The 24,311-nt window shown below is 45.9% G+C and carries 28 protein-coding genes, 1 tRNA gene and 1 pseudogene; 14 read left to right on the top strand and 16 right to left on the bottom strand.

What is annotated here, in order from left to right:
- Positions 1–91 precede the first annotated feature (91 nt).
- The 4 genes from GL2_RS01255 to GL2_RS01240 form a co-directional block, all read right to left on the bottom strand.
- Complete coding sequence (locus GL2_RS01255; RefSeq protein ID WP_143728923.1) at positions 92–508, bottom strand: hypothetical protein; 417 nt, start codon at positions 506–508, stop codon at positions 92–94.
- A 56-nt stretch (positions 509–564) separates the two neighbouring features.
- The gene (locus tag GL2_RS01250; RefSeq protein WP_143728922.1) at positions 565–1,089 is read right to left on the bottom strand and encodes a hypothetical protein; all 525 of its coding nucleotides are present in this window, start codon (positions 1,087–1,089) and stop codon (positions 565–567) included.
- A gap of 137 nt (positions 1,090–1,226) precedes the next feature.
- The gene (locus GL2_RS01245; RefSeq protein WP_143728921.1) at positions 1,227–1,700 is read right to left on the bottom strand and encodes an NYN domain-containing protein; all 474 of its coding nucleotides are present in this window, start codon (positions 1,698–1,700) and stop codon (positions 1,227–1,229) included.
- A 707-nt stretch (positions 1,701–2,407) separates the two neighbouring features.
- A complete protein-coding gene (locus GL2_RS01240; protein ID WP_232053728.1) occupies positions 2,408–2,722 on the bottom strand; it encodes a hypothetical protein in 315 nt (104 codons plus the stop codon).
- Between the two features lie 114 nt (positions 2,723–2,836).
- On the opposite strand from GL2_RS01240, the gene GL2_RS01235 reads away from it, so the two are divergent.
- On the top strand, positions 2,837–3,118 hold the full coding sequence (locus GL2_RS01235) for a hypothetical protein (protein WP_143728919.1): 282 nt from the start codon (positions 2,837–2,839) through the stop codon (positions 3,116–3,118).
- A 224-nt stretch (positions 3,119–3,342) separates the two neighbouring features.
- Here GL2_RS01235 and csrA read toward each other — a convergent pair whose 3' ends face one another.
- Together csrA and GL2_RS21370 are read right to left on the bottom strand one after the other, a co-directional pair.
- Positions 3,343–3,531, bottom strand: a complete 189-nt coding sequence (gene csrA, locus GL2_RS01230) for a carbon storage regulator CsrA (protein ID WP_143728918.1) — start codon at positions 3,529–3,531, stop codon at positions 3,343–3,345.
- 1,361 nt (positions 3,532–4,892) lie between these two features.
- On the bottom strand, positions 4,893–5,045 hold the full coding sequence (locus tag GL2_RS21370; RefSeq protein ID WP_172621017.1) for a hypothetical protein: 153 nt from the start codon (positions 5,043–5,045) through the stop codon (positions 4,893–4,895).
- Positions 5,046–5,345: 300 nt separating this feature from the next.
- Here GL2_RS21370 and GL2_RS01225 point away from each other — a divergent pair, with 300 nt between their 5' ends.
- The 3 genes from GL2_RS01225 to GL2_RS01215 all read left to right on the top strand — a co-directional run bounded on the left by GL2_RS01225 (position 5,346) and on the right by GL2_RS01215 (position 7,116).
- Positions 5,346–5,588 (top strand): hypothetical protein, encoded by a 243-nt coding sequence (locus GL2_RS01225; protein WP_143728917.1) that lies wholly within the window; start codon positions 5,346–5,348, stop codon positions 5,586–5,588.
- 68 nt (positions 5,589–5,656) lie between these two features.
- The gene (locus GL2_RS01220) at positions 5,657–5,905 is read left to right on the top strand and encodes a hypothetical protein (protein WP_143728916.1); all 249 of its coding nucleotides are present in this window, start codon (positions 5,657–5,659) and stop codon (positions 5,903–5,905) included.
- A 536-nt stretch (positions 5,906–6,441) separates the two neighbouring features.
- Positions 6,442–7,116, top strand: coding sequence for a hypothetical protein (locus tag GL2_RS01215; RefSeq protein ID WP_143728915.1), 675 nt, complete (start codon positions 6,442–6,444; stop codon positions 7,114–7,116).
- Positions 7,117–7,419: 303 nt separating this feature from the next.
- Here the strand turns inward: GL2_RS01215 and GL2_RS01210 are convergent, their stop codons facing one another.
- Positions 7,420–7,905 carry a GNAT family N-acetyltransferase gene (locus tag GL2_RS01210; RefSeq protein WP_143728914.1) on the bottom strand — a complete coding sequence of 162 codons (486 nt, stop codon included), beginning with the start codon at positions 7,903–7,905 and terminating at the stop codon, positions 7,420–7,422.
- Positions 7,906–8,595: 690 nt separating this feature from the next.
- Between GL2_RS01210 and GL2_RS01205 the strand changes: the two genes are divergently transcribed.
- The 3 genes from GL2_RS01205 to GL2_RS01195 all read left to right on the top strand — a co-directional run bounded on the left by GL2_RS01205 (position 8,596) and on the right by GL2_RS01195 (position 11,615).
- Entirely contained in the window at positions 8,596–8,895 is a 300-nt protein-coding gene (locus GL2_RS01205; RefSeq protein ID WP_143728913.1) for a hypothetical protein, read from the top strand.
- 397 nt (positions 8,896–9,292) lie between these two features.
- The gene (locus GL2_RS01200; protein WP_143728912.1) at positions 9,293–10,294 is read left to right on the top strand and encodes a helix-turn-helix transcriptional regulator; all 1,002 of its coding nucleotides are present in this window, start codon (positions 9,293–9,295) and stop codon (positions 10,292–10,294) included.
- Between the two features lie 292 nt (positions 10,295–10,586).
- Positions 10,587–11,615 carry a CAP domain-containing protein gene (locus tag GL2_RS01195; RefSeq protein WP_143728911.1) on the top strand — a complete coding sequence of 343 codons (1,029 nt, stop codon included), beginning with the start codon at positions 10,587–10,589 and terminating at the stop codon, positions 11,613–11,615.
- A 362-nt stretch (positions 11,616–11,977) separates the two neighbouring features.
- Here GL2_RS01195 and GL2_RS21785 read toward each other — a convergent pair.
- Both GL2_RS21785 and GL2_RS21365 read right to left on the bottom strand, forming a co-directional pair.
- Positions 11,978–12,105: pseudogene (locus GL2_RS21785) on the bottom strand (IS481 family transposase); the annotation flags it as partial.
- A 71-nt stretch (positions 12,106–12,176) separates the two neighbouring features.
- On the bottom strand, positions 12,177–12,353 hold the full coding sequence (locus GL2_RS21365) for a hypothetical protein (protein WP_172621016.1): 177 nt from the start codon (positions 12,351–12,353) through the stop codon (positions 12,177–12,179).
- Positions 12,354–12,897: 544 nt separating this feature from the next.
- Between GL2_RS21365 and GL2_RS01190 the strand changes: the two genes are divergently transcribed.
- The 3 genes from GL2_RS01190 (at position 12,898) to GL2_RS01180 (ending at position 14,378) form a co-directional block, all read left to right on the top strand.
- Positions 12,898–13,755, top strand: a complete 858-nt coding sequence (locus tag GL2_RS01190; protein WP_143728910.1) for a hypothetical protein — start codon at positions 12,898–12,900, stop codon at positions 13,753–13,755.
- Between the two features lie 30 nt (positions 13,756–13,785).
- A complete protein-coding gene (locus GL2_RS01185) occupies positions 13,786–14,052 on the top strand; it encodes a hypothetical protein (RefSeq protein WP_143728909.1) in 267 nt (88 codons plus the stop codon).
- A 77-nt stretch (positions 14,053–14,129) separates the two neighbouring features.
- On the top strand, positions 14,130–14,378 hold the full coding sequence (locus tag GL2_RS01180; protein ID WP_143728908.1) for a hypothetical protein: 249 nt from the start codon (positions 14,130–14,132) through the stop codon (positions 14,376–14,378).
- A 93-nt stretch (positions 14,379–14,471) separates the two neighbouring features.
- Here the strand turns inward: GL2_RS01180 and GL2_RS01175 are convergent, their stop codons facing one another.
- The 5 genes from GL2_RS01175 to GL2_RS01155 form a co-directional block, all read right to left on the bottom strand.
- A complete protein-coding gene (locus GL2_RS01175) occupies positions 14,472–15,593 on the bottom strand; it encodes a PIN domain-containing protein (protein WP_143728907.1) in 1,122 nt (373 codons plus the stop codon).
- A 240-nt stretch (positions 15,594–15,833) separates the two neighbouring features.
- A complete protein-coding gene (locus tag GL2_RS01170; protein ID WP_143728906.1) occupies positions 15,834–16,331 on the bottom strand; it encodes a macro domain-containing protein in 498 nt (165 codons plus the stop codon).
- Complete coding sequence (locus GL2_RS01165) at positions 16,307–16,588, bottom strand: hypothetical protein (RefSeq protein ID WP_143728905.1); 282 nt, start codon at positions 16,586–16,588, stop codon at positions 16,307–16,309. The genes GL2_RS01170 and GL2_RS01165 overlap by 25 nt, the downstream gene beginning before the upstream one ends.
- 13 nt (positions 16,589–16,601) lie before the next feature.
- Positions 16,602–16,937: an HYD1 signature containing ADP-ribosyltransferase family protein gene (locus tag GL2_RS01160; protein WP_143728904.1), complete on the bottom strand. Its 336-nt coding sequence runs from the start codon at positions 16,935–16,937 to the stop codon at positions 16,602–16,604.
- A 598-nt stretch (positions 16,938–17,535) separates the two neighbouring features.
- Positions 17,536–17,622: transfer RNA gene (locus GL2_RS01155), tRNA-Leu, on the bottom strand.
- Positions 17,623–17,801: 179 nt separating this feature from the next.
- Here GL2_RS01155 and queA point away from each other — a divergent pair.
- The 4 genes from queA (at position 17,802) to secF (ending at position 23,095) form a co-directional block, all read left to right on the top strand.
- Positions 17,802–18,875 (top strand): tRNA preQ1(34) S-adenosylmethionine ribosyltransferase-isomerase QueA, encoded by a 1,074-nt coding sequence (gene queA / locus GL2_RS01150; RefSeq protein ID WP_143728903.1) that lies wholly within the window; start codon positions 17,802–17,804, stop codon positions 18,873–18,875.
- On the top strand, positions 18,872–20,008 hold the full coding sequence (gene tgt / locus GL2_RS01145) for a tRNA guanosine(34) transglycosylase Tgt (protein WP_370452087.1): 1,137 nt from the start codon (positions 18,872–18,874) through the stop codon (positions 20,006–20,008). Before queA ends, tgt begins: the two co-directional genes overlap by 4 nt.
- Before the next feature lie 205 nt (positions 20,009–20,213).
- Positions 20,214–22,082 carry a protein translocase subunit SecD gene (secD, locus tag GL2_RS01140; RefSeq protein ID WP_143728902.1) on the top strand — a complete coding sequence of 623 codons (1,869 nt, stop codon included), beginning with the start codon at positions 20,214–20,216 and terminating at the stop codon, positions 22,080–22,082.
- Between the two features lie 11 nt (positions 22,083–22,093).
- Entirely contained in the window at positions 22,094–23,095 is a 1,002-nt protein-coding gene (gene secF / locus GL2_RS01135; protein ID WP_143728901.1) for a protein translocase subunit SecF, read from the top strand.
- 139 nt (positions 23,096–23,234) lie between these two features.
- Here secF and GL2_RS01130 read toward each other — a convergent pair whose 3' ends face one another.
- Positions 23,235–23,429 (bottom strand): hypothetical protein, encoded by a 195-nt coding sequence (locus GL2_RS01130; protein ID WP_143728900.1) that lies wholly within the window; start codon positions 23,427–23,429, stop codon positions 23,235–23,237.
- 150 nt (positions 23,430–23,579) lie between these two features.
- Positions 23,580–24,254 carry a ribonuclease T gene (gene rnt / locus GL2_RS01125; protein WP_143728899.1) on the bottom strand — a complete coding sequence of 225 codons (675 nt, stop codon included), beginning with the start codon at positions 24,252–24,254 and terminating at the stop codon, positions 23,580–23,582.
- Positions 24,255–24,311 lie beyond the last annotated feature (57 nt).

Below are 24,311 nucleotides of genomic sequence, written 5' to 3'. Positions count from 1 at the left end.
TAAGTTAATCGAGTATTAGTAACGAATTTGCAGGGGCAGTTATATAGAATTATTTACATATACTAATATCTTTATTGGTTGCTTTTTCCAGCTATGTAATCCCGCTTCGCGGCTGATGATTGAGAAATAATACGAGATTTTTAACTGATGTAACCTGATTAAAGTAGGGGTTTTGTTCAGGGTTCCCTGTATCTATGCCTAATCGGTCAGCGACTGCCCAATATATATCATCCAGGTCGTCTGGATGCATATTGTATGTACCCTCGAACATATCATTGGCTAGAATTGGGAAAGGTTTCCCATTTAAATTACCTAGATAAAGCTGAACCTCATTCCAAACTTCACGCATAATCTTTGTGTCGACGTTACGGCAGTCAAAAGATTTGACGTACTGACAGATGTTTGCTTTCCCACGTTCTCTGGATAGCTTTTTCATTTTGATATGATTAATAACAGCATAAATCACTACACTAAATAATAGTGCTCCGATTACGTATAATGTGTTCATTCACTTTCCATTTACACTTACCCTTTTAACTAAAGGTGCCTATCTGTATCACGCGGCTATGGAGCTTGTGCCGGAATCCTATAGATCACATATTGACGCCCACGATACTCTATACCTTTTGATAGATAAAGCCATCTAGATACGGCGACTTCCATGGGTTTGTCCCACGCTTTGTTTGAGGAACCTTCGATCTTTATTTTTCTGGGAATGAGTCCTCTACCTTCTGATTTCGAAATCTCTGCTAATTCAAACGAAACCACTATACATGCTGGTAAGTACTTGCCATTCCCTTTAGGAAGCACAGGTATGGTCTTTATTGTTGGCGTGGCCTTAGATTCTGGTATATCAAGATCTAAGTTTGGGCAAACATCTACATTCTCAGTTGCTTGAGTAACCATGGAGAAGAGGATTAAACCTGTAATCAGTAAATTCTTCACTTTGTTAGGTCCTTGACTAGAGCGTACTAATCGGTAGTCTGTATGAAGCCAGCTGGAAGTACTTTTTCTTTGTCCTCCAGGATAGAGTTTTATCCTTAAATTACAAAATTGGAAAGGATGTTGCTTTGAGCGCAATTGTTTCAAATGAGTTGCTAATCATATGTATATTTCACATTGAGCAGTTATCGCTTGATGTAGCGTATTAGCCCTCATTAAGAAGAAAAGAACGCAGTAGATGACTACAGTTGCATATGAGAGCCATCTACTGTTTTAGATAGTAATTAGAGTAACAGCTTATTTTCAATTGGGGTGAATTTACTCGCTGCATTAACCAATGAGGCAGCTGTCAACTCTGGTACGCCATATACTTCAACTTTCTTGCCTCGGTCTAATCTAAGTTTATGAGCAAGAATGTCAAAGTCACCATCTCCCGAGACTAAAACTATAGTATCTACCAGGTTTGAATATTCTATGGCGTCAATAGTTATCCCTACGTCCCAATCACCCTTGGCGGAGCCATCGGATCTTTGCGTAAAGGGTTTTAATTTCACTTCAAAACCAATAGATCTCAAAATATTTTGAAATTCATACTGTTTTCTGTCGCCACGGTCGATGGCATAAGCCGCCGCCTTAACCACTTCTCTTCCCCCCGTCACTTCGGACCAAAACTTATTGTAATCAAAGTTTCGTTTATAGATTTGCCTGCATGTGTAATAAACATTTTGTACATCAACAAGTATGGCAATTTTTTCCATTTGAGAATCCAGTAATATTGAGAGGCCTAATGCTCAGAATGGCGATATGACCTGCTGGCTCATTTGTGCACACTTTATGCTGTGAGCTTTTCATATTCAAGTAACAATTGTTTACCCAGGCCCGGATATAGCTACTCTCGGTTATCAGGCTAAACTACTTGGAATAGGGTGCCTGTCCTGATATCTATGCTGATACCCTTATAAGGCATCCAATCTAAGTGTTTTAAATTGCTACTACCATTAGAGAGTTCTGCATTGATAAGTGAGATACCACTTACCCGCTGCCCAGCAACTCTTAGGTAATACACTAGCTAAATTTAATCACCCTATTTGAGTATCTGCGTGAGATTCCACATAGCGAGTGTGAAAGTGCCTCTCAGCGATTTTACTCGTAAAGCTGCCGAGTTACATATGGTATTTCTATATGCTGACTTAACGGGGAGGTGGGTGCATCTGATAATATAGATAGCCTCAAAATGGTCGATGCATCCTGAAGCTAGAGGCCGCTACTTTTATGTTCGTTTTAAGGCGCGGATAGAATGGTGAAACATTGACGGCGTACTTAGTTTTCCAGACTGATAGTGAATCAAAAGCAGTACGAAGAACATACTGTCGCTCTTGTATTCTATTTAAGATAAGTGTTGCATCAGTTTTATATTTGCTAGCCTGACTTCCCTCGGCTATTGTCATTGCTCCCTTTGACACAATTAATCCTCCATTGAAAGCTCTGATGCAAAACAGCCGAATACGATCCCCCCAGTCTGCCTGGCTTCCTCATAGGACTCCTTGGTCTCGTAATCTTCATCAGCTTCAGTATCCCACTGCTGGCTATCATATGTAGCCACCCTGGAAACTTCCTCCACTAACATGAAGTCTTCTTCAAGTGTGGCGGTCAATCGAGCTACAGCATTTTCTCTAGATTCGTCCGGAACAATAGAGCGGCCAAAATAGAAAGTGCTACCATCTTGGGGTAACGAGCTTTGTGGCAAAACTTTTACTTTAGTATCAATTACCCAGAACATAGACATCCTTCTTGATATTGCAGGGATGGAATTAAAACACCAAATAGTACACAGATTATCTAGTGATATTTCAACCAGATCAATAACACCCTCTTGCAGCTTGCAGCTTGCAGCTTGCAGCTTGCAGCTTGCAGCTTGCAGCTTGCAGCCCAAATAAATCAAATTTATTTAAATATCGCATTGGTTCAATTATCCTTGCCACTAGACAGCCTCATCGTTTGTAGCATTGGGATCGAATACTTTAAAAAAGTGTTTAATCAATCGGCCATGCCTGTAGATAAAAGCGGAGTATATTTGCCATTGGTTGCCAGAGTGGTAGCAATCTGTGGCTCAATGAAAGTGGCAGAATCAGCAAAAGAGTTCCGTCACCGTTATGAACCGGATATATTTAATTGACAACTGAATATAAACCTGATGATCGCTCGCATAGCAAACTACTCCTGTGGGTGCCCGCTTTGCGGGCTTCTGCGGAGTGTAGTCTCAGGGCCAATGTTTCCCTTCCTGGGTGTATGCTTGTAAGGAATATCCATTGGAACCTTATACAGAACTATAAAACCGCAGAGCTATTCGCTATGGAATTTAGATTCATGGAGTAGGCCATCACAGGGAGAGTCTGTCAGTCAACGATCCCCATTGCCCATCTCCCGTTCCCTCTGGATACGCATATAAATTTCTTCACGGTGAACGGACAAGGACTTGGGGGCCTCTATCCCCACCCTCACGTGATTACCTTTGATATCTAAGACTACGATTGAAACGTTTGCTCCAATCCTGAGGTTTTGGCCAATCCGACGAGTTAAAATTAACATATCTATTTCCTATTGATACTTAAACCATGGGGAGACCTTCCGCTGTGGGAAAGCTTAGAGAGTGCCGTTTTGAGGCAATACGAGGTGGGGCGCGGGAACGGTAGGCGTAAAAGTAGAAAAGGCGGATACAACGCTCCCAGAACCTGAAAAAGCCTTTCAAGTTACTGAATGTGCTCCACTTTATTGAAGACAAGCGGGTTTCTAGCGTATCATCCATTACAGCCACTTTGATAGGTTGCTTATCAATTTGGTTAGCTGGCCCCAGGTGTTAGCGCACCTTGGGTCAGCGCCTTTTACTTACTTTTATGTCACGCTACCGTTCTCCTTTGCGAGATTGGGCCATTTACAAAGTTTTAAGCCTTTTGATTCCGAGTTATTCGCTAATAAAAGCTTGCTCAGTTATGGCCCAAAATATTGATAAATATCTATTTACCTTACGCATTTTTGACACTGAATACAATCTTAATAAATTCCAATAAGATCATTTTGGTGCCTATCTTCCTATACGCATTTGCTATTGCACGGTTTTTAGATTGTTGGTCTGATCCAGGCTTGATTACTACTGTTAGATTTACATTCGGAAGAGGTTGGGTGGACCAAGATAACTGGAATCAGTAATCTAAATTTTAAATGCATTCCCTGATTTATTGAGTAGATAAGAATTTATAGAATCTATTGCATAGCTTCTTTTCTTCTGGGTCAATTTATGGCTGCTTGCTATGCAACTAGATTGTGGTCTGCATTTAATGAGGTGTTTAGTGGTTAGCTAATTAAAGTATTCTTATTTCAACTCTAAGTTACTGAAGCTCAAAGCGCGATGCAGGTTTATCAGCTGCTCAGTTTACAGTTATGGTACAGCCGATGCTTTAACTTCTGAAAATTGTAAATATCGAAGATATGATTAGTAGAGAGATAGAAAACCGACTGCTGAAAATCAAACAACTAATCAGAAAATTGAGCACTTTGGGTAAAGACTGCTCCTTGTTTGGTGCAAAATGTTGGAAATATGATTTCCGCCTTTTCTCAGAGCAAGAGGTTTATAGTATCGAACAACAGTACAATATTTTTCTACCGCAGTAATTTCGATACTTTCTACTAGAGATTGACTTTGGGGAAGCAGACTCGTACGGAGCTAATGAAGACGGTTTTCCTTACTGCTACCAGGGTGATGAAGATGAGTACCCAATAACGCCTGGTACCATTGATATTGTGCAAGTCGACTACGGTATTGAATTTATGTTGGTAATTCATAGCCCCCATCGTGGGGAAGTGTGGATAACCCAGAGCTACCGCGAACCACAGCCATTCTCTATCAGCTATCTGGATTAGTATGAAGCTGGCTGTCTAAAAATCCTCAGATGTTAGAGGCATAGCAATCCACTCTCAAAGACTGATAGCCAAAGCGCCTCCAGATCACTAAAGCCAATCCTTTGAGCCTGATAGTTAACCAGACCCACATCTACGAGTACATCCACTCCACTTAACGCCAGAGCAGATTGGATGATCAAATCCATGCACTACTTACTGCTGATTCTTCGGTTAACGCCTACCTGACTATTATTCGATCAAAAGAGGTTTCTGATCGCTTTTTGTACTGCATATGGTGGATAACCTGATAAAGGTAACCTGCGCTATTACCGCTACTGCGGCGAAGTACGCGCACAGCACTACAGACAGCGACAACCCACCAATGACCAAAATTCCTGGCTAGGCTGGGGCTTCACTGGGAAGAAGGGCACGCGGGCTATCTTGACAGACCCTGAGCCCTGTATCATATACTGTATGTATATACAGTATTCCGCTTGGAGGTAGTCATGGGAACCAGAAACATCATTTTCGACGGAGAGCCGATCCGGATATGCCGCTATCGGTCGGACTATGACAACCGACCAATGTACGCCATCTGTATTCTTAACTATACAAAGTATGTACGCAGCTTTTCGGTTTCTGTGGGTGTAAATTTGCGTGAAGAACTGGAACTGACTCTAAGGCAGATGCGGGAAGTTGAGCGCAGTATGGCTTGGTTGGAATCAGAATTTAAGGAGTTGAGTGCTTAATCTGGCGTTGCTCTTAGCACTATTGAATGGCTAACGGATGGCCAGGGAAACTTAACCGGAGAAAGGACATGGGAAGAACGATCAATAGGTTTGCAATCTTTGCCGAGCGTATTCATTTAATGAATGGCGGTGCAAAAAGTTTTAGAGGCTCCGCTCCAACTGATGAGGCGGCAGTGGAGCTAGCAGCGGAAATTGCTAAATCCGAGAAAGCGGAGTTTTATTCCTGGCTACAAATCCTTGATATTGTGACTGGGAGCTATACCGAGTACTCAATCAAGAGAGGTGGTGTATTGGAGGAAAGGGAGTGCCAAGAATAACAAGAGCCTGCTAATTAGGGGGCTGCACTTGTGTCAGTCTTAGATTCGAAGAATCAGGGGAAGAGGTGCGAGTGTATCGGAAAGATTGACAAGTGATTATAAGAATGATGAGGGTATTTTATAGTTTAGGCTAAGGCAGATCCTGATTTGAAACAATTCTGTATGAACAGCATTGGTAACCAATGGTTAAGTTAAGTGGTTCTGCAGCGATACAGTTAGATAAATTCAGAGTAGAAATTGATTAAAATCAATTCGAAATTGGAAAAGCGTTTTATACATAATGAGAAACATAGTGGTGGTTGAATGTAGATCCTATAGCGTTAGGGCATTTGTGGATATCTACATTTCTATACCTGATTGGATTTTATGAGCAGGTTACTGGCTATCAATAACCAATCGACTGCGTGTTTACAGAAAAATAATTTCACTTTCGACTTGCTCTACTCAGGAAATTGCCATCTAATAGTTTGCATATCCAGAAGGGACATAACGTGGTAAAGCTATACCGTTGCCGGTATTTATAGGGAGTATCAAAAATGGCAAACCGTTCTTATCTGTACAGTCTCAGCAACCAACCAAAATCCTACTCAGACCGCCCCGACACTATCTCGGGCTTATCTGAATGGCCATACAATATTCCCTTCACTTATCGTGTGCTTATGTCTGGGGACCCAAAATTGTGTGCATCACTGGTGTCAGATGGCTTTGACGATGATTCACCAGATAATAAAACTCAGCTTTATGCTATCAGTAGTGACTTTGCGCCAGGATTCGCGCGGTTAAAAAAATTTATTGAGGTTCTGCGAGTGATCGGGAAAGAAATTCCTGATCTGCACGATTCAATGCTAGATGAAATATTAGAATTTCTTGAAGAACATAAGGATAGCTATCTACTACTTGAGACTATCGAGCTAGACTGCATGGATGAAAGTGAAGAAGCAGTCCTGCGTGGCTACGTTGAAGGCGAAATTAGTGCTTGCCGAGAAGCTGGAGCTGCTATTGATGTACTGCCAGAAGACCCAGAGGTATCTGCCGATATTATAATAAATGCAGCGAAAAACAAGTCAGAAGCTGCCCCAAATGCATTTTGCGGCCTCGAGTTCAATGATAAGTTTGACGATATTGAGAGTGAGCTACCTTTAGGTCTGTACTGGAGTGATATTCTTTATTATGAATTAGAAAATAAAGAGGAATTTGAGGAGGCTCTCTGATAATTGAATCGGGGGCATAAATATCCTTATGGTAGTACTGAGTCAAGCTGGAAGGTTTGAATTTTTTTGTTAGTGGGGGGCGACCTCGTTATTAGGCCAATTCAGCGCTTTTTCTTTCTCGATATAATGTACGATATAGTAGTGGTTATTCATTACTGCATATGCAGCGCTATCAATAGAGAGGATTGAAGCCAGATTATGCGTCCTAGGTTTAATCCTCTTATGGCGATACTCTTTGATCCCTATTTTTCCTTCAGGCATAGGGTTCTTCTTATAAAGGAAATCGCGTAAACCATACACCTGTTATGCTAGCCACTTAAACATAACATAAGCATTAACAAAGCCCATTTTTTTATGATTGAATGCTTTGGGTAAAGTGCCAACAGTTTCAAACCCTAATCTTTCCCACAGGGCGATCGAAGCCTTATTGGTGGATACAACGAGATTAAACTGTAAGGCTAAATAGCCATCGTCAACGGCAAAATCTATTGAATGTTGAGCCAAGCTATGACCCACACCTGCCCCCCTATTTTCCGGGCAAACAATATAACCAGCGTTTGCAATATGAGAGCCCAAACCTGATTGATTGTCCTTAAGGTGATAGCTGCCAACCACCGTTTCATTAATAACAGCGACAAACGTATGTTTTGGCTTTTTAATCCAATAATCCCAGGCTTCACTCTCGCTAGTATCTGGGCTGTTTGGAAAAGTCTCTCCTTCCTGGAATACAGATTTTAGTATCCCCCAAACTTCACTCCAGTCACTGTCCCTAAATTCTCGAATTTCCATTTTCTAACTCTTTATTTATATGCAAGTGTACTAATTACCAGAATTCTGGACACCCACCAAATAGAAAGTATAAACCGCTAGTTCCATTGACAAAAGAGTAAAATTTTACAAAATTTTGGATGTTTATACATGTTGATATATGTGTAAATTATGATTATACCGTGAAGCATTCAGATATCTCTTGTTGCAACACCCTATTATCACTGAGCTTCCCGCTGTTTACAGCGTGCATTTCTTTGTGGTAGAGATATTAAATCTGGAAAAGATAAAAAGCATCGGTGCGAATGGATTGAAAATCGTATACATAAGTTGGTCGAGGTTTTTGCGCTGGATATTGCCGCCTATGCAGTGATGAGTGATCACTACCATATATTGCTCCACATCGATACGAAAGCTGCTGATTAGTGGTTTCTCGTTGAGCTAATTAACCGCTGGCAAAACCTATTCAGAACTCCCAGTTTGGTCCAGCGCTATCTTCGAGGCGACACCCTATATCACTGTGAAGTAAGAAAGCTAAAAGAAGCCATATCCCTTTGACGGAAGCGTCTAATAGATATCAGCTAGTTTATGCGCTGTTTAAATGAATCTATCGCTCCGCTATGCCAATGCGGAAGACAACTGTACAGGCCGCTTTTGGAGGGTCGTTTTAAGTCGCAGGGTTTACTGGATGAAAGATCCCTAACCACCTGCATGGCTTATGTAGACCTCAATCCGATCCGTGCCAATACCGCTAAAACACCTGAGAAGTCTAATTATACTTCGATTCAACAGCGTATTAGTGCGGCAGCCTCAGGCAAGCAGCCCAAAAATCTATTTCCATTTGTCGGCGGTGAGCGCTTGAGCATGTCGAAAAGGCTACCCTTTCAGCTGGACCATTATTTAGAATTGATGGACTGGAGTGGTCGGCATTTAGTCCCAAGAAACGAGTTTGTATTAGCGAAAACGCGCCTTGAAAGAACGATACCAGATCAAAGTTCTCAATTGACCTAGCTATTAAGCTCAAGTCATTGCGTTACAGAGACGGTATGGGGCTTGTAAGTACACCAAGTTTTATTTCGCCATGAAGGTACAAATCGACCATCAGCATAAAAAATGCTAGCCCCGAATAAATTGTTGGGTGGCTGTAGCGTGGGAAATGTGAGAAAACGGTCAATTACTTAACCATTTATCTCTGGATAACTCATCTGAGTAGGAGGTTGCGGCTTCCACTCAAAGTCAGGTGGCAAAATTTAGCGTGCCACTATAACCACAACTCTATGTTATGTGAATTGATAGGCTCCAGGTTGACTATAATTTTGAAATAATACTAATGATAGAAGATAATGCTTTGATTTAGTCGTCACTTTACTGGCTAATTTAATATGTTTGAGGCTGGTATGGGCAAACAATGAAGACACTTTCACAAGACCAATTTAAAAGAAGCCTTAATGTAAGCACTAATTTATTCGGAGTAGATGAAACCGATTACTACGTTCGTAAATACGGAATTTCTCTAGAAAGTGAATGCTCCATTGATACTAGAATACCCATTCATATTGAAACTGAGTTCTTTGAACGGTCTGCGAAACGAATTGGGGACCCAGTGTTTGGGCTTACTTGGGTAGACTTTTCTTGTAAGTTCGCCGATTCCGGAGTAATCGAGAGAGGAAAAGTATGTATAGATGTTTATGATACTGTAATTCAGGGGTGTAGATTATTGCCCTACGTCAGTGAATCTATTCTCTATAAACTTGTTCCCTATGATAGCCACCATAGCAAATTAATTGCACATTTAGATGAAAGCTGTATATATCATCAAGTTGATGCTGCACTGTTACTTTGGATAACGATAACCAGAGACGAGTATTCACAACGTACAATTGAGCCTAACCGTCGTGATCCTGATTTCGTGGAGGTTCATTTATCTCACTCTTGTCCTGTCGGGTATCGATCGAAATACGCCGATGCTTACCAAACAGATCTAAAGTTTAATCAAGAGCTTAGTGGTATTGTGATAAGCAATCAATTTCTGAACAGTAGATTAAGGGTTGAACTTGATTCAATAAAGCGTGCTGTACAGATGGAGATTGCTTTATCCGATATTAAGCACGGAAAGCGTAACTTGGCCGACGCAATTTATCGCTCATTATTAGCCATGGCGCCTTACAGTATGCCGACAAGAGAAGAGATTGCAAATCATTTTAACATGAGCCTTCGAACCCTTCAAAGAAAGCTCGCTGAAAGCAACACTAACTTCAAAGAAATTGCAGATAAAACAAGAAGGGATAAAGCATTCGAGCTGATGAACCGGGATGTTTACAGTGTTTCTGAAATAACACACCTGCTCGGCTATTCAGACTTGTCAGCCTTTAATAAAGCATACAATCGATGGATTCTATCGAACAGTTAGCGAATCGTATCATTATTAACATGTTTTGCTTTCTCTATCATTTCACTTTCCTAGCTCGGACCTACATTGCTTTTGTATTGCTTGTATCAAAGTTTAAAGGCGCATTGGCAAATACTTTATTTGATGGCTATGTGAGCGGTATCAAAATTTAATCTGTTATTTCGTGCCAATCTCGATGGGCTACCCATTCCTTAAGCCAGTCTTTGATACCATTGATTGACTCGATAACGTCCTATTTTGTTGATGTTGTGATCGAACAACTAACACAACATCACCCACGGAGATCACTGATATGAAAACTCGCTGGCTGAAGATCGCCACTCTATCGCTGAGCATATTATTGCTAATATCCTGTGGTGGATCAGGTAGTAGTGATGATTCTGACAAACAGAACGGCAGCGCCCCGGATATCAGTGATCCGATCGATGGGAACAATGAAGGAGAAAATAACGAGGGAGAAAATAACGAGGGAGAAAATAACGAAGGAGAGAACAACGTTGATAACCCTCCTTATGAAGGGGAAGTTTTAGTACACAATTTTACCTTATCGGAAAAAAGAGCGCTACTTGATGCTCACAATGAATACCGAGCTAAGTGTGCGAACGGTGAAGCAGGCCTAAATTCACCAGTCAATGCCGCCAATATGGTTAAAGTATCTTGGGACCCTGCTTTAGAGGAAATGGCAAGAGAAAGAGCGCAGGCCTGTTGGTTTGGTCATTTCGGCGGCCCGGAGGCAATAAGAAACGCTTATAATAGCGTTCGGCACTTGACATCATTTAATAGTGAGGGGCTTGCAGCTACAAAATATGCTTCGGAAAACGTTGCATTGTATCCTGGCAATCCTCCGGCTACAAACTATGGCTCAGATACTTGGGTGGCTGCAGTAAGAGAATGGTATTTAGAAAGTGGTTCCTATGACTGGGACACTAACGGGTGTCATGGAGAATATTGCGGTCATTTGGGGCAAGTTTGCGAAGCTAATACTCGATACATAGGTTGTGCCGTTGCCAATTGCCCATCAATTGGAGGGCGCGACTCTAGTGATTATAACGATGGTGCACTTCAACTAGTTTGCACTTATTGGCCTGCACGGGACATTGGTCAGTTACCCTTTGAAAATGGCTATGGTTATCCTTGGTGTACTGGATGCGCTCAAAAGGACATGAATCAGTGTTTTAATAATATGTGTGTTGGCGGTAAGAGCACTGAGTATGAAGCAAACGGCGGGACGAATGATGATATAGATCAATGTACTGATGGCCTAGGTCGTGAAGAACCGCTTTGCAGAAAGAACGATGACTCGACCCCCCCACACCAGTAACTGAGTTTAATTCACAAAAAGTTGGCAATCATCTACACCTTAGCTGGAGTGGTTCTACTGATGACCACCAATTGATTCAATATCATATAAGTAGAAGCCCTGAGTTCGAAGGTACTGATCACTTTAGCAGGTGGAGTAAAAAATATGTATTGTCCACGTCAGAGTTCATAGATAAAAACCCTCCAACTTCAGGTACCGTCGAATACACCATCACACCTTATGATTTAGCAGAAAATCAAGGTGTCTCCAAAACGTTTTCCATTACGTTAAACTAAGTTTTTATAGTTTAGACTTGATCTGACAGTTACCGGTTTTTCAGAAGGTGTTCTGTCAGGTCAAATTCAGTTTAAGAGTTTTTCCTTTCAGGTGCCTTTTCCAACTTCAAGTGTTGCCATTGGTGTGCGGCCGCAACACTTTTTACGCTGATGGGTGCGATCATTATTGAAATTTACGAGCATTCGTCTAGATCCTTTTGAAGCTCCTCTATAGATCAATAGATCTTGCGAAGTAAAGATGAATCGTGGTGGCGTTTTGCCACCTTTTTTGGTTTTTGTCCTTTCATTAATCCAAGTCATAAACAAAAACTTCAACGTCTTTTGATACCACAGACCCTGTTATGATGGGTTCTATTTCTTCCCAATGACCGCTCACAAACCCACAGCCAATTCTAGGCATATGAATTGATGCAGACTTTTCCTGGGCATAATCAACCACCGTCAAATAGATTCCCCAATCCATTACGAATGGAGATCCTAAAGCAATTCAGTAATGTCCTTTCAATATTCTGCTGAGGCATAGCTCACTCACATCTCACAAGTTGATGATACCGCAGTCTCAGCCCGGCTAAAGGGGTGAGGGGGCGGCCGCTCCTCCTCTCAAATTAAGGTGTTACAGGTGTGCGGGTGTTACAGAATGGCTGTAGGCCGCGCATGGTTATTAGCTTTGCACTGTCACACCTTTCTGTTACCCCTAAAATATTACAGATGAAAAGTGTAACGGCTTCTTCTTTTTTCCAGTAGCTAGGCCTCGTTTCATAGCACAGACAACTGACTTGGACTTACCAACGATACTGTCTGCTAAAAGCTGTACTTTAAACTTCAGAGCTAAGCCAAGCGCAAGGGCCAAGATAATCAGTGCGTGGTGCAAAGGAAGCAAAGAGTGCGCAATATTCAGTTCCGCAGGGGCACTAACAATGGATATCTAGTTATAAGCAGCTGGAGTATGACGAGCACCTTGTTCTCGATAGGGATCTTTAGCAGTTGTGGTGGCAATCAGTGACCCCATGGAAAAGTCAGAATTAGCGGAAGAGTTCCGCCCACGTTATGGGGTGGATGTGCATGTGTTGACCCCTGAAGGCAAAGCCGATGAGCGCTTGCCTATTTTCCGTAGTGTACCGCTGCCACTGCAATATGCAGGCAATGAGCGTGGGGCCTTTGGTTTCCCGCAACCGGGTACGGTGGTTGAATTGGCTTTTGCTTATGGCCAACCAAACCAGCCATTTATTCGCACGGTGTTATCACACGGGGTAGGACTTCCAGCGCTCGACCGTGAGGATTTAATTTGGCAGCAAAGCGATTCAGTGCGGCAAAAGGTGGGCGCCAGCGCAGAGTGGAGCCGGGAAACCCACGGCGATATACGCGAAAAATCATTACGCAGAATTACCGAGGCCGCCGAAATTAAAGCGAGCTGCGACAGTGAATACCGACAAGTGCGGGAACATTCTGTAGAAGAGGTGGCTGGCGTAAAAATAATTGAAGTCCTTGGAGCTTTACGTTTCTTATCTGCTGGCGGCCTGAACTTATCCGCGCTGGACAATCTAAATATTACAACAGCCAGTGATATTAATATTTCAGCGGGCCGCGATTTAAAGGAACAGATCGGAAATATTCGCGAGTCAGTTGCCAAGGTTCGCCAAACCATCAAAGTAAAAGACGGCGGCAAGGTTTGGTTAGGCAGTGAATCTTTAAATGTACTCAAAGTGCTAGAGGATTTAATTGGCGTAGTGTCTGCCCTGGCCGCTACCCTGGCGACGCACTCACACCCAGGGAATGGCCAGAAGCCAACCCAAGAGGCGGCAATTAATGGGCACAAGAGTAATGCGGATAGTTTGAAATCTCAGCTTAGCGCGGTGCGGGCTTAAGCTGGTTATACACTTAAAAGGAGAGAAGTTATGAAAAATAAGGTAAACAGATTTGCAATTTTCGCTGAGAGAGTCCACCTGATGAATGGTGGTGCGAAAAGCTATAGAGACTCTGCGCCAACTCAAGAGGCAGCAAAGGAGCTGGCGGAAGAAATTGCTAAATCCAAAAAAGCGCAGTTTTATTCCTGGTTGCAAATTCTGGATATTGTGACAGGCAAGTTTACTGAATACTCGATTGAACGGGGCGGGGTACTGGTGGAACGATGCCCAGATACTGAATACCAGCTCAAAATTTAACCTACCCTGGTTGGGGTTGACAGCCCTTGGTTACTGTAATCTATACTGTATAGGTATACAGTAATCAGGGGGCCGCTATGGGCACTAGAAATATTTTTTTTGATGGAGAGCCAGTACAGATCAATCGTTATCGGTCGAGCTATGACAATAGACCGATGTACGCTATTAGCATCTTGAACTATAAAAAATACGTTGGAAGCTTTTCTGTTGCCGTGGGCGTGAATCTGCGAAAGGAATTAGAACTAACGCTTACGCAGATGCGGGGGATTGAGAGAAGTATGGATTGGCTGGCAACCCATACTGAGGGGGCTGGTAAAGAAGGTTAGGGCTGAGCCCCCTGAATCTCTTATATTACTGAATTGGAGTATTAAATTTTTCTATGGTGAAGAACGCATCCTGCAAATATCAACTGCAAAAAATCATTGGTCACTACTTGGTTCGAACTTTGACTCAATAACTTTTGTATCAATTATCTCCATGTTAGTAAATCTCTTATTTACAGTAATATTTGATCTCCAAGAGATATCGAAAAATATTTCATGAGTCCATTCGTATAATTCTTCATCAAAGGCTGATTGCCCTTCATAGGTTCGAGTATATTTAATTTTTGAAATCCATATATATGTATTTTTTCCTTCAATCCTTTGGAATTGAGGTCTAGTTATTACACCGAATATTCCCTTTCCGGTGGGAGCCCATGTTCCATCAGAATAGAATCCATCTTCAGAATCCTCAATGACTAGCCGCTCAGGGTTGCTAAATTTATTTTTAAATTTCTCTTTAAGCTGATTTGTGAGGTTACCCGTATAGACAAGGCTATTCTGGTTGCCTTTTTCAAAGAATTTTTTGCTTGCTCTTATAACAACTGCCTTTATAAATGATTGCTCCAAGCTCTCCTTTTCTAGTCTTAGATATGCTTCGAAGTCATCAAGTGTTTCAAAGGCTGAAAATGTCTCATCGTTCTTAAGTCTATCTTCAGATGCCTCCCTCAAAACCCGATCATTTGTAATAAAGACTATTTTTTTTCCAGTTTCAGAATTTGAGTGCTCAATTACAGTTTCCATTATTAGCGCATCCCTAAAGCCCTTCTCTTCTTCTTCTTTTTTGTCGTTGTGAGTAAATGGAGGTGTGCGCCATATAGCTGATTCGATCATGTTCTTCCAGTCAATCGAATCTACAGGCGTAATCAACTTTTTATATTTTTTTTGTTTTGCCCATTTTTCAAATCTTTTTTTCACCTCCTTTTTAACTCTGGCTTCACTTGCTCTATGAGAGAATTGTCCTCCAGTAAATGAAGATAGCTTGGTAAATGAATTGTTTGCGCGCTCAAGTGTTTTTAGTGCAGCTGTAGTTTGTTGGAATAGGATTTCACCAATTACTACTTCTGGTATAAGGAGCTGTAGGTTAGCCTCTGCTGCATGTTCGCTCCAAAATCTGTCGAACTCATCATTAACCACATTTGATTTGTCTGAATCGAAAAGGATATTTGTATCGATAATTACCGAATGCGGATCAATATTTTTTTTAACTATTGTTGACATGACCTTTTAAACCATAGTTTTACTAATACTGTGCTAACTTGTGGAGCTGCGAATGTGTCAGAATTTTTGAAGTGTTAGGTGTAAATTAAAGAATAGGTTGTCATTCCTGTGTCGGACTATTTTCAATCTTTATAGTGGTGGTGTGCAGCTCTCTTCAAATTTGCCTAGTGTAGACATTTCTCAATTGGTGAAATGAGGAATGAGGTGGCGTTATGCCACCTTTTGGTTTTTGTCCTTTCATTAATCCAGGTCATAAACAAAGACTTCAACGCCCTTTGATACCACAGAGCCTGTTATGATGGGTTCTATTTCTTCCCATTGACCGCCCGCAAGTCCACAGCCAATTCTGGGCATATGAATTGATGCAGACTTTTCCTGGGCATAATCAGCCACCAATGAAAGCCCCTCTCGAATTGAATCGTAGCGAACTGGTGCGGGAGCTGTTTTATTTCTGGGTGAGCGAACACCATGTTGCCCAATGATATTTGCCACTGTTAGTGCTTCCGTTACTGTAACGAATTGAACATCACCAAGTTGTGGTCTGAGGTTTCCAGTGAACCAAGCTTTGTATTGGCGTTCTGGTTCTTTCCACCTTTTACTAATCGCCAATACAAATCCTCGCCCCCACTTTCCTAAGTCATTACATATGTGAGTAATTATTGCGTGCCCCTCAGTGCGAGGGGCAGTGGCATCACCTTTTACATAATGTATGCTCACTTTTCTGTAGCTTCCTTCCATTTGGCTTCAAATTGCTGAGGTGTGATGGTTTTTATATCAAACTCGGCCTGATTGGCAATTTCATTTAAAGGAGGTACAGCTGCAATACCGAGTTTCGTAGTTTTTGATGAGGCTTTTTGGGAGGCGAAGCCTAGTGATCCATCTTTGAATATTTCTACTTTTCTAGTCTCAAAGCGATCGTTGTTGAGTTCACTGTAGAATTCTACTGGGTAATTTTCTGGGCTGTTATGCCACTTTGAATAAATATAAGAAGACATGAGTTACCTTGATTTAATTTTTCCCATGGCCGGTCAGCCTTTCAGTAATGTCCAAGGGTTTTGAGTTTGGTATCAAGTGGACATGCTCTCGTCCATAAATGACGCTCAGCCCCTTCACATTAATATTGATGTGATGAGTGAAGCGGTGCCCCGCCCATGGGATATTAAAAAATATCATAGATAGTTGCCCCGGCCTTTTGCTGCCAGGAGTTATATCACTAAGGTATTGGCCATCGCCGAAGCGGGCATCTTTTGGGTTGTTTGCCTTTAGTGAGGGGCGAATGGATTTACTTTCAAGGATTCCAGAATAACCGGCTTCATTTGTGTAGTGATAAAGGATTCTATCCATAGAAAAGACCTTAGCGTTCGTTGCAATTGCTTATGGTACGAAAGTGCCGCTACGCATGTAGAGCGGTGTTCCAGCTCAGACTCAGATATTGTGATGCTTTTTGGGAGGCTTGCGAAGCCCTTAATGGCTGAGAGGTACTAGTTCAGGGGAGGGGATATGAGGGGGCAGTCTTTTTCATTTTCGTTCATTCCTGATTGGCGGAGGTAGGGAGAGCTGGGATGGCAGAATCCCCTTAGAAATAGTGGATTTTCTTGTGGTCTCAGCCCACTTCGGTTGTTTTTTGATCTCTCAAAACGGCCGCCAGTCACTCCTCCCCACGCCTGCCGATTTTGGGCGCTCTTTTAGTTGATGAAATGAGACTGGGGGCCTTGGCTTGAGCTGGTACGGGGTTTGGGAAAGAACTGGATTTCACTCTTTGAAGAGTTGTGAAGAGAAGTGAAAGGAAATTGCACAGCCGGAAGGCTTGTAGGGTAGCGAAGTGTCAACGTGATTTTGCGTTGACACTTTGGCGCTAAAACCAACAAAAAAGTCTTTTACAAAGTTGTCTACGCAGAAATGAAAAACCCGCGAAAGCTATGGCTGACGCGGGTTTGAGAGATGGTACCAGAGGCCGGACTCGAACCGGCACGCTTTTAAAGGCGGGGGATTTTGAATCCCCTGTGTCTACCAATTTCACCACTCTGGCACTTTCGCTGCTCGACCTTGGGGTCGGTGCGAAGAGGGCGTGATTATAGCAATGCTTTGGCCGGGGTCAACCAGTGATTTCAATGACTTACAGCATTTTCTGTCGCGCCAGTTAACAGCTCCTAAAATTTCCTATAACCTTCGCGACCTCTCCATTAGTTTCTAGATTTCCAGGATTCCATGCAGCGTCAGGACTTTGACTTTCATCTGCCCGATGAGCTGATCGCCCGCGCGCCTACTGAAGAGCGCCGCGGCAGCCGTCTTTTGTGTCTGGATGGGCCCAGCGGGGCCATTACACATCGGCAGTTTCCAGATATTCTCGACCAGGTACAGGCAGGTGACCTGATAGTCTTTAACGATACCCGGGTGATTCCGGCACGTTTGTTCGCGCAGAAGGAGACTGGCGGTAAGTTGGAAATCCTGGTGGAGCGGGTGCTCAATGAGACAGATATCTGGGCCCATGTGCGCTCCAGTAAGTCTCCTAAGCCCGGTTCCAGCATCGTTCTTGAAGACGGCACCCGTATAGAGGTTACTGGCAGGAAGGATGCGCTGTTTGAGCTGTCCTTCCCAAAAGAAGAGGGTGTGCTGGCGATTTTGGATCGCCTCGGCCATATGCCGCTGCCTCCTTATATTGATCGCGAAGACGATGCCAGCGATCGGGAGCGCTACCAAACCGTATACGGCCGTAATGCCGGTGCTGTGGCGGCGCCGACGGCGGGGCTGCACTTTGATGATGAGATGATCGGTGCGTTGCGGGATAAAGGTGTCGAGGTTGTCTTCGTGACCCTGCATGTGGGTGCCGGTACTTTCCAGCCGGTACGCGTGGACAATATTTATGAGCACCAGATGCACAGCGAAGTGCTAGATGTCTCCCAGGAAGTGGTGGATGCGGTAGCCGCTTGCCGCGCTCGCAATGGCAGCGTGATTGCGGTGGGTACCACCAGTGTGCGCGCGCTGGAGAGCGCGGCGCGCGGTGGTGAGTTGCAGACCACGGTGGGGGAGACAGATATCTTTATTTACCCCGGTTATGAATTCCAGGTTGTGGATAAGTTGGTCACCAACTTCCATCTGCCGGAATCCACCTTATTGATGCTGGTGAGCGCCTTCGCGGGGTACCAGCATACGATGGCCGCTTATAAGGCCGCAGTTGAGGAGCGCTATCGCTTCTTTAGTTACGGCGATGCGATGTTTATTACCCGCGATCCCAATGCCAAAAAAGAAGAAGTAGCACCAACGAAAGGAGATACCCAGTGAGCCGCGAAAGTTTTATGCAGTTTGAAGTGGATACCACTGATGGCAAGGCCCGTCGTGGCCGCTTGCGTTTCCCTCGCGGTGTGGTGGAAACCCCGGCGTTTATGCCGGTGGGCACTTACGGCACCGTGAAAGGCATGTTGCCGAGGGATATCGAAGGGATCGGTGCACAGATTATTCTGGGTAACACCTTCCACCTGATGCTGCGCCCGGGTACCGAAGTGGTGAAAGCCCATGGCGACCTGCACGACTTCACTCAATGGTCTGGCCCTATCCTCACCGACTCCGGCGGTTTCCAGGTATTTAGCCTGGGTGAATTGCGCAAAATTACGGAAGAGGGTGTTTCTTTCCGCTCGCCGATCGATGGCAGCCCGGTATTCCTGGACCCGGAAGAATCCATGCGTGTTCAGCGCGACCTGGGTTCGGATATCGTGATGATCTTCGATGAGTGCACCCCATATCCGGCCACTACCGATGAAGCTCGCAAATCTATGGAGCTGTCCCTGCGCTGGGCGGAACGTTCCAAAAAGGCCCACGGTGATAGTCCTTCGGCACTGTTCGGTATTGTGCAGGGCGGTATGTTCCCGGAATTGCGCGATGTGTCCTTGCGCGGCCTCACTGAGATTGGTTTCGATGGTTATGCCATTGGCGGTCTGTCGGTGGGTGAGCCGAAAGACGAGATGATCAAGGTATTGGATCACCTGGCGCACAAGATGCCGGAGGACAAACCACGCTACCTAATGGGTGTGGGCAAGCCGGAAGATATTGTCGAGGCGGTGCGTCGCGGTGTGGATATGTTCGATTGCGTAATGCCCACGCGGAATGCGCGCAACGGCCACCTGTTTACCTTTGAAGGTGTGGTGAAAATCCGCAATGCTAAGCATCGCCACGATACGGGTCCGCTGGAAAAAGAGTGCGATTGCTACACCTGCGAGAACTTCTCCCGTGCCTACCTGCATCACCTGGATCGCTGTGGTGAAATTCTCGGTGCGCAGCTGAATACGATTCACAATTTGCGCCACTACCAGCGCCTGATGCAAAAGCTGCGAGATGCCATTGCCGCCAATGAACTGGAGGCTTATGTCGCGGAGTTCTACCGTGGTCTTGGCCGCGAGGTTCCGGCGCTGGAGGCCTGATAAGGCGTCGCTTTTACCCTGTCGGGGGTGCTGCTGGTCTCATTGCAGCACCCCTGTAATTTGTCCGTTCCCCCGATCCCCGTATAATCAGCCCCACTTTTGTCGGCGGCTGTGCACCTTGCAATCTGTCCACTGCGCCCACATATCCAGGCAAATTGCCATGATTTACCGGCCCTCGGGGTCACACTAGAACAATGAGAACAGCATGAATCGCTACCCGATCTGGAAGTACTTTCTGATTCTCGCGGTTGTGGCCTTTGGCCTGATCTACGCCGCGCCAAATCTCTTCAAGCCGGACCCTGCCGTGCAGATTTCCGGGCAGTCCAGTGCCATGGCTTTGGGGGAAGATGCCCTCACCAAGGCGCGTAAAGCTCTGGATGAAGCGGGTATTGCGCACTTTGGTGGAGAGGTGGGCGACAAGGCGATTTTGATTCGCCTTGAGTCCCAGGATGAGCAGCTGCCAGCCAAGCGTGCGATTCAGGAAGCCTTGGGGCACAGTGATTACGTGGTTGCCCTTAACCTGGCCTCCACCACGCCCCAGTGGTTGAGCGATATCGGCGCCAGCCCGATGAAGCTCGGTTTGGACCTGGCCGGTGGTGTGCACTTCCTGATGGAAGTGGATACCAACACCATCGTCAAAAACAATATGGAAAGCTACGCGCAGGACGTGAAAACCAAACTGCGTGCTGCCAAGGCTCGATACCGCAGTGTTGACCTGATTGACGACCGTGAAATTGTGGCGCGCTTCCGTAGCGATGAGCTGCGCAACCTGGCGCTTTCCACCATGCGCAAGGAGTATCCACAGTTACAGCTGCGCGAATCTGGAAGTGGCGAAAACCTGGAGATCCGCGCCACCCTGTCTGAGCAGGAAATTAAGGATCTGGAGGACTACGCCGTATCCCAGAACCTCACTACCCTGCGCAACCGGGTGAATGAGCTGGGCGTGGCCGAGCCTATCGTGCAGCGCCAGGGTCGCAACCGCATCGTAGTGGAACTGCCCGGTGTACAGGATACCGCTGAAGCGAAACGGATTATTGGTAAGACTGCCAACCTTGAATTCCGTATGGAGGCCCGCCCCGATGAGCTGGTCACCAATAAAGAGTACTTCGAGTACCGCAACGAGGAAAAGCAGCAGATGTATGGCGGCGCCTGGTTAGAGCGCAAGATCATTATCAAAGGTGACAGTGTTACCAATGCCCGTGTCGGCTATGACGAGAGCGGCTTCCCCCAGGTGAATATCACCCTCGATTCCCGCGGTGGTGAATTGATGCACCGCGCGACCTGGAAGAATGTGGGGCGCCGTATGGGTACCCTGTTTATCGAAACCCGCTTCACCCCGCAGACCCGGATTGATGCGGAAGGCAATGAGGTTGTCGAGCAGGTCAGGACCGAAGACAAGAAGATCATCAGTCTGGCCACCGTACAGAGTGCGCTCGGTAAGCAGTTCCGTACTACCGGCCTGGACAGCCCGGCAGAAGCCCAGGAGATGGCCCTGTTGCTGCGCGCCGGTGCCTTGGCGGCTCCCATGTACTTTGTGGAAGAGCGTGTGATTGGTCCATCTCTGGGGGCTGATAACATCAAGGTTGGGGTGCAGTCAGTTCAGATCGGCCTGTTGGCGGTGCTTATCTGTATGCTGATTTCCTACCGTGTATTTGGCCTAGCTGCGAACCTGGCGCTGGCGGTTAACCTGATCCTACTGGTGGCGGTGATGTCGATCCTCGGCGCTACCCTGACGCTTCCGGGTATTGCCGGTATTGTTTTGACAGTGGGTATGGCGGTGGATGCCAATGTGCTTATCTTCTCGCGAATACGGGAGGAGCTCAGGAATGGCATGCCGCCACAATCGGCGATTACCGCCGGTTTTGATAATGCCTACAGCACTATCGTGGATGCCAATATTACTACCCTGATTGTGGCTGTGATTCTTTACTCAATTGGCTCAGGCCCGGTACAGGGCTTCGCGGTAACCCTGTCTATCGGCATTCTTACCTCCATGTTCAGTGCCATCATGGGCACACGGGCAATTATTAACTTGTTCTACGGCGGTCGCCGTGTGCAGAAACTCTGGATTTAAGGGGACTGGCCATGATTGAGACCAAAGTGGAAAACGGTAAGATCACCGAGTACATGGGCAAGCGCGTTTATGACTTTATGCGCTGGCGCAAAATTGCCGCGGTAATTTCGGTTGTCCTGGTGCTGGTATCGATAGGTATTCTGGCGGCCAAGGGCTTGAAGTTCGGCCTGGATTTTACCGGTGGTACCCAGGTTGAAGTGGGTTATGAGGTTGCGCCGTTCATTACCGATGTGCGCGACCAGCTGGAAAATGCCGGCTATGACGGTGCCACAGTGGTGAATTACGGCTCCGATACCGAGCTGATGATCAAGTTGCCCCCTGAGGTGACCGAAGAGGAAACCCAGATCAGTGCCACTGACCAGGAAGCCGTAACTCCGATCGGCGATAAAGTGGTAGATGTGCTGCGTGCGGGCAGCGATGGTACTGTCACCCTGCGCCGTGTAGAAATGGTGGGGCCACAAGTTGGTGCTGAGCTGCGCGATGATGGCGGCCTGGGCATGCTGGTGGCACTGGCTCTGGTGATGATCTACGTAGCCCTGCGCTTCCAGTACAAGTTCTCCTTTGGCGCGGTTGCGGCATTGGGGCACGATGTCATTATTGTGCTGGGCTTCTTTGCCTTGATGGGGTTGGACTTCGATCTAACCGTGCTGGCTGCGGTGCTGGCAGTGATCGGTTACTCACTGAACGACACCATCGTGGTATCCGACCGTATCCGCGAGAACTTCCGCAAAGTACGCAAGGCTGAGTCTGAGGAGATTATCAATATCTCTATCAGTCAGACCCTGGGTCGTACCTTCATGACCTCTTTTACTACCTTGCTGGTGCTATGGGCATTGCAGTTCTTCGGCGGGGAGCTGATCCATAACTTCTCCCTGGCGTTGATTGTCGGCGTGGTTGTGGGTACTTACTCTTCTGTGTACGTAGCTGCGAACGTGCTGATGGGGCTGAAGATCTCCAAGGAAGATCTGATGCCACCAGTGAAGGAAGGTGCTGAGTTGGAGGAGATGCCCTGATTCAGGCCTGACCTTAAAGTCAAAAGGCCGCTTCGTGCGGCCTTTTTTGATGACCCCGGTTGCGATGCTTACAGACGGTAGGTGTTGGAACCGGGGTTTTTCAGTTGTGAGGCAGGTGGCAGAACTGTACAGCCCGGAATTAGCTTCGGGGCTTCTTGCCCAGGGTAATATGCTTGGGCCCGGAGGTATTGGTCTGGCCGCTGACTCCCTTGGGGATCTGCTCGATCTCTCCGCCCTTTGCCAGAAAAGCCTGCACCTGCGCGTCAATACTCTGGCTAGTCTCTAGGGGAGTAGGCTGCTTGCGACTGGAAGACGAGGATGCTTTTTTGGCCACGATAACTGTCCGGTTTTTTGTGTAGGCCAGTCATCATACAGGGTTTTGCACAAAAAATCACCCAAACGCTTAAGCGCTGCACACAGCGTACAGTTTGCCGTCGGGTGTGACGGCAAAGTTGTCGTGAAAAGGTAATCTGACTCGCGGGTGCTATTCCGCTTCCTGCTCCGCAGTCGCTTCGATGGCCAGCGGCCAGCCGCCCATCTCCCGCCACTTATTGACGATTCCACAGAACAGGGTTGCGGTTTTCTCTGCATCGTACTCGGCGGAGTGAGCGCAGCTGTTATCAAACTCAATACCGGCTACCTGGCAGGCTTTGGCCAGCACCGTTTGACCGTAGGCAAGCCCGGCAAGGCTGGCTGTATCGAAGCAGGAAAAGGGGTGAAAGGGGTTGCGCTTAATCCCGGTCCGCTCAACCACTGCGTTGACAAAGCCCAAATCAAAATGGGCATTGTGGGCAACCACAATGGCGCGGGTGCAGCTGTGTTTTTTTACTGCGCTGCGGATTTTGCGGAACAGTTCGGGCAGGGCGATTTCTTCCGGCCATGCCTCACGATCGGGGGACTCCAGATCAATGCCAATAAAGTCCAGGGCCGACTGCTCCACGTTGGCGCCCTCGAAGGGTTCCAGGTGAAAGCTGTGGGTCTCAAAGGGGAAGAGGTTGCCTTCCTCATCCATATCCAGGATAACCGCCGAAATCTCCAGCAGGGCATCGGTGCGCGCATTAAAGCCGCCGGTTTCCAGGTCGATAACAACCGGCAGGAAGCCGCGAAACCGCTGGGCGAGGGGGCTTTTGGGTCCTGTTGGTTCTTCCGCGGGAGTCACTTTGGGTCCTTGTAAATCTCAGTTGTGTCGGGTGTCTGTATCCGGCGGGGCTGGGTA

This window comes from Microbulbifer sp. GL-2 (assembly GCF_007183175.1).
In the GTDB taxonomy this organism is placed as follows: Bacteria; Pseudomonadota; Gammaproteobacteria; order Pseudomonadales; family Cellvibrionaceae; genus Microbulbifer.
This window is presented reverse-complemented; position numbering and strand designations above follow the sequence as displayed.

Coding starts and splice junctions, on each gene's coding strand:
- GL2_RS01255 (WP_143728923.1), bottom strand. CDS start 508: ATGAACACATTATACGTAATCGGAGCACTATTATTTAGTGTAGTGATT.
- GL2_RS01245 (WP_143728921.1), bottom strand. CDS start 1,700: ATGGAAAAAATTGCCATACTTGTTGATGTACAAAATGTTTATTACACA.
- GL2_RS01240 (WP_232053728.1), bottom strand. CDS start 2,722: ATGTTCTGGGTAATTGATACTAAAGTAAAAGTTTTGCCACAAAGCTCG.
- csrA (WP_143728918.1), bottom strand. CDS start 3,531: ATGTTAATTTTAACTCGTCGGATTGGCCAAAACCTCAGGATTGGAGCA.
- GL2_RS21370 (WP_172621017.1), bottom strand. CDS start 5,045: ATGGATTTGATCATCCAATCTGCTCTGGCGTTAAGTGGAGTGGATGTA.
- GL2_RS01225 (WP_143728917.1), top strand. CDS start 5,346: ATGGGAACCAGAAACATCATTTTCGACGGAGAGCCGATCCGGATATGC.
- GL2_RS01220 (WP_143728916.1), top strand. CDS start 5,657: ATGGGAAGAACGATCAATAGGTTTGCAATCTTTGCCGAGCGTATTCAT.
- GL2_RS01215 (WP_143728915.1), top strand. CDS start 6,442: ATGGCAAACCGTTCTTATCTGTACAGTCTCAGCAACCAACCAAAATCC.
- GL2_RS01210 (WP_143728914.1), bottom strand. CDS start 7,905: ATGGAAATTCGAGAATTTAGGGACAGTGACTGGAGTGAAGTTTGGGGG.
- GL2_RS01205 (WP_143728913.1), top strand. CDS start 8,596: ATGGCTTATGTAGACCTCAATCCGATCCGTGCCAATACCGCTAAAACA.
- GL2_RS01200 (WP_143728912.1), top strand. CDS start 9,293: ATGAAGACACTTTCACAAGACCAATTTAAAAGAAGCCTTAATGTAAGC.
- GL2_RS01195 (WP_143728911.1), top strand. CDS start 10,587: ATGAAAACTCGCTGGCTGAAGATCGCCACTCTATCGCTGAGCATATTA.
- GL2_RS21365 (WP_172621016.1), bottom strand. CDS start 12,353: ATGGATTGGGGAATCTATTTGACGGTGGTTGATTATGCCCAGGAAAAG.
- GL2_RS01190 (WP_143728910.1), top strand. CDS start 12,898: ATGGAAAAGTCAGAATTAGCGGAAGAGTTCCGCCCACGTTATGGGGTG.
- GL2_RS01185 (WP_143728909.1), top strand. CDS start 13,786: ATGAAAAATAAGGTAAACAGATTTGCAATTTTCGCTGAGAGAGTCCAC.
- GL2_RS01180 (WP_143728908.1), top strand. CDS start 14,130: ATGGGCACTAGAAATATTTTTTTTGATGGAGAGCCAGTACAGATCAAT.
- GL2_RS01175 (WP_143728907.1), bottom strand. CDS start 15,593: ATGTCAACAATAGTTAAAAAAAATATTGATCCGCATTCGGTAATTATC.
- GL2_RS01170 (WP_143728906.1), bottom strand. CDS start 16,331: ATGGAAGGAAGCTACAGAAAAGTGAGCATACATTATGTAAAAGGTGAT.
- GL2_RS01165 (WP_143728905.1), bottom strand. CDS start 16,588: ATGTCTTCTTATATTTATTCAAAGTGGCATAACAGCCCAGAAAATTAC.
- GL2_RS01160 (WP_143728904.1), bottom strand. CDS start 16,937: ATGGATAGAATCCTTTATCACTACACAAATGAAGCCGGTTATTCTGGA.
- queA (WP_143728903.1), top strand. CDS start 17,802: ATGCAGCGTCAGGACTTTGACTTTCATCTGCCCGATGAGCTGATCGCC.
- secD (WP_143728902.1), top strand. CDS start 20,214: ATGAATCGCTACCCGATCTGGAAGTACTTTCTGATTCTCGCGGTTGTG.
- secF (WP_143728901.1), top strand. CDS start 22,094: ATGATTGAGACCAAAGTGGAAAACGGTAAGATCACCGAGTACATGGGC.